This window comes from Aureispira anguillae (genome assembly GCF_026000115.1).
Lineage (GTDB): Bacteria > Bacteroidota > Bacteroidia > Chitinophagales > Saprospiraceae > Aureispira > Aureispira anguillae.
The window spans coordinates 4,700,001-4,714,118 of the sequence record NZ_AP026867.1 but is presented as its reverse complement, the minus strand read 5'-3'; the positions used below and the strand labels follow the sequence as shown (position 1 = coordinate 4,714,118).

12 protein-coding genes (1 of these 12 cut by a window edge) are annotated in these 14,118 nt (G+C 34.2%); 7 read left to right on the top strand and 5 right to left on the bottom strand.

From position 1 onward, the window contains the following. Positions 1–91 precede the first annotated feature (91 nt). From AsAng_RS18580 to AsAng_RS18565, 4 genes are all read left to right on the top strand, one after another. Positions 92–1,636, top strand: coding sequence for a lipopolysaccharide biosynthesis protein (locus AsAng_RS18580; RefSeq protein ID WP_264788591.1), 1,545 nt, complete (start codon positions 92–94; stop codon positions 1,634–1,636). 94 nt (positions 1,637–1,730) lie between these two features. Beyond that, complete coding sequence (locus AsAng_RS18575) at positions 1,731–2,129, top strand: hypothetical protein (RefSeq protein ID WP_264788590.1); 399 nt, start codon at positions 1,731–1,733, stop codon at positions 2,127–2,129. Positions 2,130–2,280: 151 nt separating this feature from the next. Next, positions 2,281–3,198, top strand: a complete 918-nt coding sequence (locus tag AsAng_RS18570; protein ID WP_264788589.1) for a transporter — start codon at positions 2,281–2,283, stop codon at positions 3,196–3,198. Positions 3,199–3,285: 87 nt separating this feature from the next. Continuing rightward, positions 3,286–3,675, top strand: coding sequence for a DUF4625 domain-containing protein (locus AsAng_RS18565; RefSeq protein WP_264788588.1), 390 nt, complete (start codon positions 3,286–3,288; stop codon positions 3,673–3,675). Positions 3,676–3,737: 62 nt separating this feature from the next. On the opposite strand, the gene AsAng_RS18560 is transcribed toward AsAng_RS18565, so the two are convergent. Then, complete coding sequence (locus tag AsAng_RS18560; protein WP_264788587.1) at positions 3,738–4,718, bottom strand: MbnP family protein; 981 nt, start codon at positions 4,716–4,718, stop codon at positions 3,738–3,740. A gap of 136 nt (positions 4,719–4,854) precedes the next feature. Further along, a complete protein-coding gene (locus AsAng_RS18555; protein ID WP_264788586.1) occupies positions 4,855–6,729 on the bottom strand; it encodes a leucine-rich repeat domain-containing protein in 1,875 nt (624 codons plus the stop codon). A gap of 684 nt (positions 6,730–7,413) precedes the next feature. On the opposite strand from AsAng_RS18555, the gene AsAng_RS18550 reads away from it, so the two are divergent. Further along, positions 7,414–8,181: a leucine-rich repeat domain-containing protein gene (locus AsAng_RS18550; protein ID WP_264788585.1), complete on the top strand. Its 768-nt coding sequence runs from the start codon at positions 7,414–7,416 to the stop codon at positions 8,179–8,181. A 56-nt stretch (positions 8,182–8,237) separates the two neighbouring features. Here AsAng_RS18550 and AsAng_RS18545 read toward each other — a convergent pair whose 3' ends face one another. Continuing rightward, positions 8,238–8,981 carry a protein phosphatase 2C domain-containing protein gene (locus tag AsAng_RS18545; RefSeq protein ID WP_264788584.1) on the bottom strand — a complete coding sequence of 248 codons (744 nt, stop codon included), beginning with the start codon at positions 8,979–8,981 and terminating at the stop codon, positions 8,238–8,240. 489 nt (positions 8,982–9,470) lie between these two features. Between AsAng_RS18545 and AsAng_RS18540 the strand changes: the two genes are divergently transcribed. Next, a complete protein-coding gene (locus AsAng_RS18540; protein WP_264788583.1) occupies positions 9,471–10,376 on the top strand; it encodes an ABC transporter ATP-binding protein in 906 nt (301 codons plus the stop codon). Next, positions 10,369–11,691: an ABC transporter permease gene (locus tag AsAng_RS18535; RefSeq protein WP_264788582.1), complete on the top strand. Its 1,323-nt coding sequence runs from the start codon at positions 10,369–10,371 to the stop codon at positions 11,689–11,691. Before AsAng_RS18540 ends, AsAng_RS18535 begins: the two co-directional genes overlap by 8 nt. Positions 11,692–11,781: 90 nt before the next feature. Here AsAng_RS18535 and AsAng_RS18530 read toward each other — a convergent pair whose 3' ends face one another. Together AsAng_RS18530 and AsAng_RS18525 are read right to left on the bottom strand one after the other, a co-directional pair. After that, the gene (locus AsAng_RS18530; protein ID WP_264788581.1) at positions 11,782–12,684 is read right to left on the bottom strand and encodes a mevalonate kinase family protein; all 903 of its coding nucleotides are present in this window, start codon (positions 12,682–12,684) and stop codon (positions 11,782–11,784) included. Positions 12,685–12,817: 133 nt separating this feature from the next. Further along, positions 12,818–14,118: the 3' portion of a DUF5685 family protein gene (locus tag AsAng_RS18525; protein ID WP_264788580.1), read on the bottom strand. The gene runs 94 nt beyond the window's last position; 1,301 of the gene's 1,395 nt are visible here — the last part of the coding sequence; the start codon falls outside the window, past its right edge; the stop codon is at positions 12,818–12,820.

Genomic DNA, 14,118 nt, shown 5'->3' with positions numbered 1-14,118 from the left:
ATTTATGGCTTGGTATGTTGTATTTTGAAGGACAAACCACTAGATTTAGTATCTTGTGCAGCGAACCAATTGGAGTACCAAATAAACAGATGTGTCTTTACTAAAAAAACTAGCAGGAGAAACTGCATTATACGGATTGAGCAGCATTTTAGGAAGGTTGTTAACTTTTGTTTTTTTAACGCCTTTTTTGACCAATGTATTTAATGAAAACCGAGCGCAAATGGGAATCCATACGGATATTTATGCTTGGGCAGCCTTTGGGATGATCATTTTTACCTATCGGATGGAAACCGCTTTTTTTCGTTTTGGCTCTAAAAGAGAAGATCGAGCGACTGCTTATAAAACAGCCACATCATTGGTTGGGACAACCACCGCTATTTTTGTTTTATTATTGATTGCTTTATCTCAGCCCCTTGCCAACCAACTGGGGTATCCAGAAAAAGCACATTATATTGTTTGGTTTGCATTTATATTGGGATTGGATGCCTTGGTGGCGATACCCTTTGCAATGCTTCGTTTGGAAGGAAAAGCCTTAAAGTTTGCGATTGTAAAACTCACCAACTTATTTGTTCATTTGGGCTTTGTGTTATTTTTTCTGTATTTATTGCCCAATTATTGGCCGCAGTATTTTGATCCTCAAATGGGAATTGGTTATGTTTTTATTGCCAACTTATTGGCTAGTGCTGTTACCTTTTTGCTTTTACTCCCAACCTATTGGTACAAAATTCAACCCCACGGAGAAAAAGTGTTAGACCAAACAAATGCAAGGGTTCGTTTTGATCCTCAAATGCTCCGAGCAATGCTCATCTATGCCATGCCTTTGGTCTTGGCTGGATTTGCAGGGATTATTAATGAAGTATTGGATAGAACATTGCTCAAAATATTCTTGGAGGGGGATTCTGATACGGTATTGCAACAATTGGGCGTTTATGGTTCCTGTTATAAGATTGCGATATTTATGAATCTTTTTACGCAAGCATTTAATTATGCTGCGGAGCCCTTTTTCTTTAGGAATGCAGCCAAGGACTATGCTAGACCTTTATATGCAAACATTGCATTTTTATTTACCTTAATAGGCTCCATAGGCTTTTTGGGAATCATGTTATTTATGGATATTGTTCAATTTTTTGTGGCTTCAAATTATCGAGAAGGCTTACTGATTGTTCCTGTCTTGTTGTTAGCAAATTTGTGCTTAGGCTTATATTATAACCTTGCAATTTGGTTCAAATTAAGCGATAAAACGCACTATGGGGCAATTATAGCCGTAATCGGGGCTGGAGTTACGATTATTGGGAATATAATTTTGATTCCTTTGATGAGCAAAATGGGTTATCCAGGCTATTTGGGATCTGCTTGGGCTACCTTGCTCTGTTATGGAATAATGGTTGGTTTAGCTTATCTTTGGGGGCAAAAACATTATCCCATTCCATACCCAATTGCTCGAATTCTGTTATACATTACAATCGTTGTGCTTATTTATTTGGGCTATGACTTTTTTATACAGCCCTATTTAATACCCAACAGCCTACTTTCCTATCTGACGAGCAGCCTATTGATGCTAGCTTATCTTGGGGTGATTATTTTACTAGATGGAAGGCGAATTAAGCAGATTATTCAACAGGCTCCTACAAAGTAATGTTGATGAAATTTAGTGATCAGAATTGTTAAATAAATTGTTTTTTTTCTAAATAAAGAATACATTTGCTGATTCTAGAAGCGTATAAGACTAAATGAGCAAATTATTATCCATCTTATTTATTTTGATTATTGGTGTACAAACCGTACATCAAGGGCTTATTTATGCTTATTATACGATCAACAAAGAGTATATCATACAAAATTTTTGTAAAAATAAAGCGGCGCCTCAATTAAAGTGTGATGGGAAATGCCACTTAAAAAAGGTCTTGAGCATTAGCAAAAAAGAAACTGCTCCCCAAGAGCTTCCTCTTCCAAATTTAGAAAAAATAAAGGCTCCATTGCTTTATTATCAAGCGATACCCAATCCATTTATAGAAGTTGTTGATGTTGTGCCAATACCAACTGTACGGTCAACTTTTTATCCCTATGTATTGGCTTATGCTTATCAGCTAGTAATAGCAATTTTTCATCCTCCTCAATACTACTCTTAGTAAGATACCAGCAATTACTAAGTCAGTAATTGTTGCCTATCTGTACGTATCTTTTTAGAAATCTGCTGCGAATTAGCGTTGCTTATCGTCTTCTGATAAGCAAAATATGGGATGGGCAGAACAATCATATTTTCAATCTAAACTTATAGAAATGAGAACTATATTGATAATACTTTGTGTAGTATTGCTCAAAGCAACCGCTATACAAGCTTGCGACATTTGTGGTTGCGGGGTAGGAGGTTATTATAGTGGAATGTTGCCACAATATCATAAAAACTTTATCGGTCTGAGATGGCGTTTTAGTTATTTTAAATCAGATTTGGGACATGAGGGGGAAAACATAGCTGCCTACTCTAAAGAATATTTTCACTCTTTGGAATTAATGGGGCGATTTTATCCACATAGAAGAGTCCAGTTATTAGCTTTTGTGCCGCTCAATTATCATTTGCGAAATGCTCCAACAGAAACGAATGCTTTGGTTGGTTTGGGCGACTTATCTGTTCTAGCCTTGTATAATATCTATAATACGAGCTTTATTGCAGAAAAAAACACCAAACATAATCTTCTAGTAGGAGGGGGGATCAAGGTTCCAACAGGGAGTTTTCAACGTAAAGATGCAGCAGGAGCGTTATTAACACCTAGTTTGCAATTAGGGACAGGGTCGGTTGATTTTTTGATTACAGGAGTTTATACTTTACGGCACAAACGCTGGGGCTTAAATACCAATGTAGCTTATAAGATAAACCTACCGAATAAAAATACCTATCAATTTGGGAATCAATTGACGGCTTCTGCAACGGCTTTTTTCTTGCATAAAATTAAGAATAAAGAATGGGGGTTGATGCCCAAATTAGGAATTGCTTTCGAACAGGCAAAGTATAATTTAAAGTATGGATATAAAAGGATAAATACAGGTGGGAATCAGTTGATTGCTACAGCAGGATTGGAAATGTACTATAAAAAAATTCAATTAGGATTGAGTTATCAGCAACCAACTTGGCAAAATCTGTCAAATGGTTTGGTAGAGGCAGGACCTCGTTTTATGGCAAATATTAATTATCTTTTTTAATCTATTTTTTAAATAACACTTCGTTACTTTTAGCTTAGCTACTTAGAGTTTTGGTCGTTAGCGAAGTGATGTTAAAATTAAACAACAATGAAAAATTTATCGTTTTTAGTACTTTTTACGGCACTCTTTTTAGGATTTAGTGCTTGCGAAAAAACACCCGATGTTAAAGAGACAGTAGAAGTGACCATTAATGCACCAACAGAAGGTGCAAGTATGCAAAACGGAGATGACTTAAATGTAAATGTAACATTTACAGATCCAGCAGAGTTGCATAATTATTCAATTGTAGTGACCAATGAAACAGATACCACTACTGTTTTGGATCTTAATGGACATGATCACAGTACTTCATTAACAATAGATAGTACCATTACATTGTCTGTTACGGCACTTAGTGACTTTAAATTGGTCGCAACAGCGAGCAACCATGCAGGAGAATCGGCAACAAAAGATGTCCATTTTCAGGTAAATCCATAAATAAAAATAGGTCAATTGGAATTTAATTTTCCAATTGACCTATTATCTTTTAGTGGTAATGCTTAGTTCTGAATGACAAAACGTTTGCACTGCCTAATTCCTTTTGGAGTTGTAAAGATGACAATGTAAATACCAGAAGCTAAGTTTTCACTCATATAAAAATCGCCTTGAGGTTCTAGGTCAAAACGCTGGATAAAATAGGTGCCATTGACATTCGTAATGGTCATATCCAATTGCTCTAGGGTATAAAACTTATAATGGATGGTAGGTGCAATGGCTAACCGAGAATCAATATGAATGTGATTTCTGGGAGAGACAAGCGTTGTAACGTCCGTAGTCGATACATTATAAAATACCTTATGATCAAGGGTATTGTCGCAGAGTTGTTGATTTTCTGCATTACCATTCTCTTGGGTATTAATGGATTCTAAGTCAATTTCTTTTAGCCAATTGGCAATATTTGCTGTCAAGTTAATTTTTAGGCAATTATCGTTGGCTGGAGTCATTGCATCAATGGTAATCGTACGCAATAGTTGATCTCCTGTTGCATGAAAATTAAATGCTTTGTCAGGAATTTGATCTCCATCTGTGTCTATCATTCCTTCTACCATCAAAAAGATGTAACTCTGTTGGTCATTAGAATACATATCTGTTGTAGATAGAGGATGTTCTGAAGGATAGGATGAAGGGGTATTAAGATTGGCATTAGGGTCTACGCCTAAATCCATATTAAGGCGTTCTAGTTCTTGAATGGTGGTAGGGATTGCTCCTAGATTATAAGTAGACGTCTCTCCGTCCAATAAAATATATTGATCGTTAAGCACAACGGATTGATGACCATCATAAACTAATTCAATATTGGATAAGTAGTATTGAATGCGATTGATGATAATTACTTTATTGTTGCCATCAATATAGGGTTGTCCTGGTACATAAGTTGATTTTTCGAACTTATGTTGAATATTTAAGGTAACATTAGTTTGCGCAGAGATAGACCAATTACTACAACAGAGTAGAAATAAGAGGCATAAACATTTGACCATTTGATGTAGAAGTTTAGCAAGTTTACTTTTTGTACTATTAATAAAGGTACAAAAAATAATACTTTGATGCCAAACTTTAACTTTTGTAAGTCGTAGCCTAAAAAATGATATTGTACTATTCTAGGCAAGTATAAAATTATCTACCAATAATCTTTTTGCCATTGATCATGACACTATTTGAGTTGGTATATCCAATCCATTTGTTGTTATATCCGACATAAATTGTATTCAAGGCTGGAATTTCCCATAGATCTTGAGGTTGTTTATGAATATCATATAAACCTCTAATGTGTAAACTTTGAAGTTCTTTGCAATCAAATAATTGAGGAGGAACAGTAGTGAATTTGTTATAAGAAATATCTAGGTGCACCAAGCCTGGAATTTGTCCTAAGTCATCTGGCAAAACCGTCAAATTTAACCCTGATAAAGATAAATGCCCCTCCTGTAAAGCCTGATTAAAGTATATTTTTTTGTCTTCAGTTGATAAATTAAATAAGGCAAATAAATGACCGTATTTTCCCTTTTTTAATAAATAAAAAGCAATGTATTTTTTGTCTAATTGCCCTGCTTTACAATAATATTCTAGATTGTGACAACGGGTCATTTCTGATAGCGAAGAACCAATGGGTTTGCGGCTTTTTAGTGCTGTAACAAAATCTAAAGGAGCGTATTGCCCTACAATTTGATAAATAATTCGTTTTATTTTTTGAACCCGATTAAATTTATAGATTAAAAACAACTCTGTTAAAAGCTCCATAGGAAAGCCTCCTCCTTTTAACATTTCAAGTGCTAAAAGAATATTTTCTGTTTGCTCACTATGAAGTAACTGGCGAATATTTTCAAGGTTAATGTCTTCTACAGTAGATAGAAGGTAAGGCTTTTCTAATTGGTTAAGATGCGCTACTAAACTTTGTTCGGTAATAATAATGACGTTTTGCTCTTCTAAGGTAGAATAAATTTCACCAGGCATGCTGCCAATTAAAACATGGGTAGTTAAGGCATTAATTTTTACGCCTGTTTGTATTGAGTTTTGAGCGAGTCGTTTTTTTAATTCAGATACTTTACCTTTTGTTTTTCCTTTAATAATAATCTTGTCATTAACCGTTGGCCATCTAAAAGGACCAAATAGATTTTTTTGAATCCGCAAGTCAATTTCTGTTAAGGCTTGATTGATATATTCAGGAATGGCGCAATTTAGTAAAGTGATAAGCTCCTGATTACTTAGCTCGGTAATCAAAACACTCCCTCGTATAATATTCAGAAAAAAGACCTGAAGGGTTCTGCTAAATTGATGAACCCTAATGCTTTTTAATAGGCGTTCAAATGGAAAAATATAAGGCGTCTTTTTATTGCTTTTTGCAGTAAATTTTAATTGAGGTATATGTTGCAAATCGAGTGCTTCTTCAGGAAGGTGTTGCAACGCTTTTGCGGGGATCTGTAGTTCTTTTAGGTTCGGAAGTTGTGTAACTATTTGAGGAAACTCTTCAAAATCATTGACCTCACAATAAAATTTTTCTAAAGAAGAAAGTTGTTTGAGTTCAATAGGAAGATGTTTGAGTTTATTTCCAGCAATATTTAGTTCTTTTAAGTTGCGAATTTTTCCAATGACATTGGGAAGTGCCGATAAGTTTTGCAATGCATAACTCAAATCTAATACCTGTAAGGCCTTCATATCGGCTAAGGTTTCCCACTTGGTTGAAGCCAAAAAACGATTGTTCGACAAAATAAGTGTTTCTAATTTATCTAACTTTCCTAATACAATAGGAAGCTGTTTTAAGTTGTTGAACCGTAATGATATGTGACGAAGTTTTGGTAGTTCTGCTAGTTCTTTTGGGTATTTTTTTATAGATTTATTTCGATAAATATTTAGATGTTCAAGTTCTTGCAATAGACGTATTTCTTGTGGGATTTCTTTTAATTTTTCCCAATAATTAATTGAAAATGTCTTTGCTTTTAGGTCACTATATATCTTGTTTTTTAGGCGTAGGTATTGTTCTGTTTCGATACTCATGCTTATGTTTTTGTTAGGGGGTTGATTTGTAAAAACAGCGTGTATCAGACTATTTGTTCAAATCAATTTGATTCAATGTTACCATCCTGAAGCAATTTATGACGCTGCATAATTATGAATTGCTCCCTTTATTGGGGACTTTAATGGCTATAAAGAACTTATTATACAATTTTTATATTATTATATGTTATGTTTGTTGGTTTTTAATGCACTAGATTATAATTGTTATAATAATTAACTCTATACTAATTAACGATTAATAACGCTATTTTAGTTACAAATATTTAGGATTAAATTTTATCGTATCTTCATAACGTTGGATGTTTTTTTGTTTAAATAGTTTGATTATTAAATGTTTATAGGCTTGAGTGTTTGTGATAAATCAGGCTTCTTAACAAAGAAAAATCATTGATTTTTTGATCTAGATTAGATTATTTGTCATCAAAGCTAGTAGAAACGATTGTTTAAAGTAAATTTATTGTTCCTTTGAAAAAAGAGCCCTAAAATATTAGATATATAAGTATGAAATAAGTAATTTTATTGCCCCTATAAATTAATCAATATATACTTTATCATTACCCCTCAATTTGTAGGATTATTAGTAGATTGTTAAATTATTAAAATTAACAATTCTAGTATATTACAAAACACGCTCAAATTGTATACCACCTATAAAAGTAAATCATGTCTAGTACAGACTATAAGGCAATAATAGCGCTATTGCGAAGTGAAGATGAGGTTAATCATGAGTTAGCATTTCAATTACTTGAAAGTATTGGGGTTGTCGAAGATTATGAACTGGCAACATTAATGAGCCTTCAACCTCAATATTTATTGCGGTGTTTGAAGAATAATTGGACTGAGTTGCTGAAATTAATGACTCAAATTACTTTTCGATACCAACCAATAGAAAGACTTCCCGATAACTTTGATTTGCTCAAAAATCTAGAACTACTATCATTAAGTCATTGTATGTTAACCGAGTTACCCCCTCAAATAGGAACGTTAACAAACTTAAAACGCTTGGTGTTAAACTATAATGCATTTACTAAAATACCCAAGGAATTAGGGCAGTTGGAGGGGTTGATTGAGCTTTCGTTAGTTGGAGTTGGGCTAAAAAAAATTCCTACTTATCTATTAAAATTACCCAATTTAGAAATATTGTCACTGATTGATAATCAGATCTTTGACTTTCCTAATGGGCTGGTTCATTTGGGGCAACTCAAAAAATTGATTTTGAGAAATAATAAGTTGAGCGAAGTGCCAATGGAGTTATGCATGTTAGAAAACTTAGAAATTCTGGATTTGTCAGAGAATCGCATTAAACGTTTGCCAGGAGCATTAAGCGTATTAAAAAATTTAAAAATATTATATCTAAGCCGAAATCCTTTGTCCAAATCTGAGCAAGAAAAAATTCGAAATATTTTACCACACACGGTTGTTTATATATAGTAAATAATCGAATCCATTACTTAAATGGAATAAAAAGGCACGATATGGATTTAAACTTAGTCAAAAATTAAGCGAATAATACTAACATCGTCATTGGGAAATAACTGATATTCTGTCCCCAATAGGTTGCATTTTCGATCTAACATATTGGCTTGATTGCTAAAATCTCTATTAATCAAAAGATAATCTATTGGGTTGATACCATTTACCGCTTCTTTTGTATTTTTCGCAAAACTAAAAATTCCATCTGTGGCTATAGATATATCAGAAACGGTTGCGAATTGGTAACTGGAGGTTTCTTGATCCATCCATTCCTCTACATTCTTTTGCAAATAATAGGCTAAATAGTTAGGACGATCATTTTGATCTAAGGTTAGAATGCTATCTTGTGTTGCAATCAAACCATCTCCACTGGCATTGACCCAAGCCTCTTGTTTGTGGATATTAACAACCAGTAATAGAGTAGTTGCTAATAATTCTAGTTGATCTAGGTGCAAATCATTTTGCTGTTTTTGTATACTTTGAAATAATTGTTTTAGAATAAATTTTCCAAGTTTATCACTACTTATTCGTTCCAGATTAAAATCTACCTGTAACAAGTTTTGATAGGGGAGCCTTTTGCAGATCATTTTTAAGCACTTTCCCATTAGACTAGCGGCAAAGTGACTGTCTTTTCCAGAGGAACATCCATCAAAAACAGCTGCAATTAGCCATTGAGGGTGAATTTGTTGATAAAATAAGAAATCTTCGCAAAAAATAGGATGGAATTGACCAAGTTGGATCGTTGTATATAACTTCATATAAGAAATGAACAACTGAATGAAGAAAATAATTCCAAAAAGGTAAAACAATTGATACAAACAACTTCTAAAAGATAACTTATTATTATTGTCCTGTACTCAGGATCATTTTAATAGGTTGTTGTATCGTAAAAAAAAGCAATGTTATTTTTCTATTGGAGCTAGCAATGATTCATAGAAACTTCAGTGTATACTTATAAGCTTTTTTGGGGTGCTTGGATACCTTCTTTTTACAAAAAAAGATAAGAACAATAACAATATTTAAAATGACTCATTTATGGAGTCAGAAAAGGCTTACTTAAGAAGATTAATCGGTTCTATTGCTATACTTCGTCTAAATATTGTGCTTATTCATGGAAATAAGAAACTAAATGCATAGGATTGTAGTTAGAACTTTTACATTTGTAACAAAACATGTTGAGAAAACACCAATCATAGATACAAAAAGAGGCTCAACATTTAATTTATCATCCAACAACCATATTTTCAGTGAACGTTTTAGAACTTCAAGAAGTACGAAAGACGTATCAGGAACATGTAGCGTGCAATAATGTTTCTTTTAATATTCCCGAAGGCAAAATCTTTGGGTTATTAGGACCCAATGGAGCAGGCAAAACGTCTTTGATTCGTATTATCACAACTATAACCAAAGCCGATTCTGGCTCAATATTATTTAGAGGGGAACCTTTAAATAGTTCACATCCTTCTCAAATTGGCTATATGCCTGAAGAGCGAGGCTTGTACAAAAAAATGAAGGTAGGAGAGCAAATTACTTATTTAGCTCGGCTCAAAGGCTTTTCAAGAAAGGAAGCTAAAAAACAATTGGATTATTGGCTCGAAAAGTTTGATATTGAAGATTGGCGGCATAAAAAGATAGAAGAGCTATCTAAAGGGATGCAGCAAAAGATTCAGTTTATCACTACCGTGATTCACCAACCTAAATTATTGATTTTGGATGAGCCCTTTTCGGGGTTAGATCCTGTTAATACCAATTTAATTCGGGATGAAATTGATGAGTTACACCAAAAAGGCACAACAATCTTGTTTTCTACGCATCGTATGGAGCAAGTTGAACAAATCTGTGAAAACATTGTGCTGATCAATAAAGGAAGCAATGTGTTGAGTGGCAAAGTTGAAGATGTTAAAAACCAATTTAAGGAACATTTGTTTCAAGTTGATTTTAAAGGAGCATTACCTGAAAATATAGGAGAACATGTGACGATTGTTGCTAGCGAAGAACAGCAAATAGTAGTAAAATTAAGAGATGTTGATCATGCTAATAATTTTTTGCGCTATTTATTGGCACATGGGACGCTCGTGACTGCTTTTAATGAAATTTTACCCACTCTAAACGAAATCTTTATCAAAATAGTAGGAGGATCATCAGATGAATAAGCTTTGGTTAATCATAATGCGGGAGTATTTGTCAAGAGTAAAGAAGAAAACTTTTATACTTACGACCATATTCACTCCAATTGGATTTGTTATTTTTTGGATTGCACTGATTTTTATCATGTCCTCTGGCGCAGAAAAGAAAAAAGTAGCCTTGTTAGATCCTTCTAATACTTTACAATTAGAAGAAAAGGGCAAGTTGAGGGATGGTTTAATTATGTATGGCTATCCAAAGAAAAAACTGGAAGACCTCAAAGAAACATTTGAAGAGGATGGGTATCGTGGGATTTTGTATATCCCCGAACAACAGTTGGACAGTATGACAAAGACCTTTAATGTGGACTATTATGCCAATGAAGAAATGGGAATTACCACCCAAGAAGCAGTAAAGAAGTCACTTAGCCAACATACTCGAAAGATCAAAATGGCGCAATTGGGATTGAGTGAGGTCAAATTAAAACAGCTAAAAACAAGTATTAATCTAGAACCGAAGAGTTTAGAAGAAGATGCTAAAGACGTTTCAAGCTCTAGGGCTTATGTGGCAACTGCTTTGGGGGGGATTATGATGTTCTTGATTTACTTAGTTATTTTTATTTATGGTAATATGGTGATGCGCTCTGTAATGGAAGAAAAAACCAATCGTATTGTTGAGGTTTTGATCTCTTCTGTTAAACCATTTCAGTTGATGCTTGGCAAAATTGTTGGTGTTGGAGCCGTAGGTTTGACACAATTTGCGATTTGGGCAGTTACTTTTCCATTGATGTATTTAGGCGTAGGCTTGCTATTTGCAGGAAAGTTGCAAGAATTACAACAAATGGCGACAACTTCTACAGCCGCAGGGGGAGGCGAAGTGGATAAAATAATGATGATCATGCAAGACCTATACAGTTTTGATTATGGTTATATTATTATGATTTTTCTCCTTTTCTTTTTGGGAGGCTACGTTTTGTATGCTTCTTTGTTTGCTGCTGTTGGGGCTGCCATGGGAGATGATTGGGGAGAAGGGCAATCTCTAATGCTAATTATAACGATCCCTGTGATTATTGCATTTTATATTGGAATTGCAGTGGTAGAAAACCCCACCAGTTCTATGGCGGTTTGGGCTTCTATGTTTCCATTATTCTCACCGATTGTAATGCCAGCACGGATTGTTTTTGACCCACCACTCATACAGATTGTTGCATCGATTGTAATTTTACTCCTAACTTGTATCTTTTTTGTATGGCTATCAGGGCGTATTTATAGGGTTGGAATTTTAATGTATGGTAAGAAGACGACGCTAAAGGACTTTCTTCAGTGGATGTTCAGAAAAGACTAATGTTATAGTATATATAATTACGGATTGAATAATTTGAAGGAATGAATCTTTAGCAAACCTTCAAATTATTCAATTTTTTTTAGGAAAAGTTTACAACAAATGTAATACTTTAAACGCTTTAAAGTGCTTCGCTATAGATTCCCAGTCCTTAGCAAAGCCTAACATAAAACCTCCTCCTCCTGCACCACAGATTTTTAAATAAAATTCTTTAGAATTCAATCCTCTTTGCCAGATAGAATGAAGTGGTTTGGGGATCATTGGAGGCAAAAAATCAAATTGCAATTGAGAAATTAGACCAATTTCATTTATCAGTTCATCAAATTGGGCATCTACTAAAGCAGTGATGGCTTTGTTGATTGCTTGCTTCATAGGAGATACAAAGTTTTGGATGAAATTCTTCTGCTGGCATTGCTCAACGAAAAAATTGATTAAAGGAGTTGAAATACGAGGCTGTTCCGTATCGATCAAGAATATAGCTCCTTTAGATTTAGGTGCCAATTGAACCGTGTGGATAGATTGGTCGGGCTGTACCCAAAGCGGACGGTGGGTATAAGCAATCAGGGGGTCTATTCCTGAGCTTTTTCCATGAAAAGAATGTTCTAATAAAGCAAGTTCTTGTTTTAAAAGTTGTAAATCACTTGTTTTAGTTTGGGCATAACGATCGTAAATAGCAGCACAAACAGCCCCAGAACTTCCTAGCCCATATCCCATAGGAGAGTTGGTAGAAAGCCAAAGCCCATTTTTTAAATCATTTTCTAAGCGATCCAAATTGAGAACAGGAACTTCTAACTGTTTTAAATCTACTAAAATTTTTTGCAGACTTTGTTGAGAAAAGGCGGCTTCTATTGTAGGATGAAAATTATCGGGAATCGATAAATTGTCACTCCAATAACTTTGATAATGAAAATAAGGAATAGCTAATGCTGCGGATTTTTGGATAATGGTATATTCTCCAAGCAATAAAATTTTGGATGGGTAATTAGTTTTTAACATACAAAGCATTGGTTTAAAAAATGACATTGAAAAATATAAAAATAATTACCCATCTAGGCTATTTTTTTAGTAAAGTTTTATCAATTGTAGAAGAAACAGCTTTTATGAGGTGGTGGGCTTAATAGATATACGGTTAAATAACACCAGCCAAGAAAAGAATTAAAAATATCAAAGCAACGGTTAAAACAACTGCTCCAATAACCAAAATCCAGAATAGTGGACTCTCACTTTCACAAATCGTTTCGCAACAATTCTCACAGCAGCCATCACAACAACTCTCACAACAACCTGAGCAGCATTCTGAGCAACAACCATGTTTACTCCAAAAGAGCTTCTTTAATTTTTTTGCCAATCGTTTGAGTCGTTTTTCTTTGCGTTTTTGTTGTCGTTTTTCTTTTCGATTTTTTCGAACTACGCCAATAATCCCAATACTTGCCAATAGACTTGTAACCAAGAGCCCCCAACCAGCTATTTCTAACTTGCCTTCTTGTGGCAGATAAGTTGTTGTTTGTGGATTAGCAAAAACAGCGAAGACAAGAACGTAGTAATTTAACTGACGGAACCAAGACGGAGATTGGCAGCTAAGTTGATTAGCAAATTCTTTTGCATATGCCCAACGCAATCTAATTCGCTCCGTTGTCGTTTTAGGAATCGTACGTTCTTTATAGAGCCTTAGTGCTAGATTGGAAGTTAAACGGTTTTGATAAATGGTTTGAATGTCTATTGTCAAAGGCAATGCTTTAATTTTTGCCTGAATTCTTGCTTCTAATTTTAGCAAAATAGAACGAACCGTTTCAAGTTGCTCATAACTTAAATGAGTTTTATTGTTCCAATAGATAGCAAGAGGATTAAATTGTTGTTTGAAAATATCTTGTTCATAATCTTCAAAAGCATCTAGTATGTACATTAGTTTGCCAAATTCATAACCTAGATCGTATAGAGGGGTAGGATTTTTTAAGCGTTGTCCTCCTTCTTCAAATAGATATGCAGTAATTGCTGCGGTTGGTTCTGCATAATGCGTTAAAGTTATTTCTAAATCATCAAAGATTAAAGATGATTTCTCTCGCTCTACTTGTTTCGATATGCAGTTGTATATATATATAGTATCAATTCCCCAATTTTTAAATTGATTCGTTGCTTTTTGAAACGATTTATGATAGAATTGCTTTGCTAAGTGCCAACGAAAGCGATGTTGATCTTTTATATGGTCATCAATTTTTAATGCTCCTAATAAAACAGAAACATTGGCGGCATATTCTAGGGAAAATGGAACAGAATTGCTTGGCATTGAAAAACAGGTATTGACTGTTTGTAGGTTGGAATCCCAATGGTTTAGGTTTTCTTGATTGAGATGGGATAATAATTCGGATAGAAATACAGTATCAAAATTTAGCATTAACCGACTTTTTTGGTCAAAACCTTTTCCAATTGCTT

Coding starts and splice junctions, on each gene's coding strand:
- AsAng_RS18530 (WP_264788581.1), bottom strand. CDS start 12,684: ATGTTAAAAACTAATTACCCATCCAAAATTTTATTGCTTGGAGAATAT.
- AsAng_RS18545 (WP_264788584.1), bottom strand. CDS start 8,981: ATGAAGTTATATACAACGATCCAACTTGGTCAATTCCATCCTATTTTT.
- AsAng_RS18575 (WP_264788590.1), top strand. CDS start 1,731: ATGAGCAAATTATTATCCATCTTATTTATTTTGATTATTGGTGTACAA.
- AsAng_RS18535 (WP_264788582.1), top strand. CDS start 10,369: ATGAATAAGCTTTGGTTAATCATAATGCGGGAGTATTTGTCAAGAGTA.
- AsAng_RS18555 (WP_264788586.1), bottom strand. CDS start 6,729: ATGAGTATCGAAACAGAACAATACCTACGCCTAAAAAACAAGATATAT.
- AsAng_RS18550 (WP_264788585.1), top strand. CDS start 7,414: ATGTCTAGTACAGACTATAAGGCAATAATAGCGCTATTGCGAAGTGAA.
- AsAng_RS18560 (WP_264788587.1), bottom strand. CDS start 4,718: ATGGTCAAATGTTTATGCCTCTTATTTCTACTCTGTTGTAGTAATTGG.
- AsAng_RS18570 (WP_264788589.1), top strand. CDS start 2,281: ATGAGAACTATATTGATAATACTTTGTGTAGTATTGCTCAAAGCAACC.
- AsAng_RS18565 (WP_264788588.1), top strand. CDS start 3,286: ATGAAAAATTTATCGTTTTTAGTACTTTTTACGGCACTCTTTTTAGGA.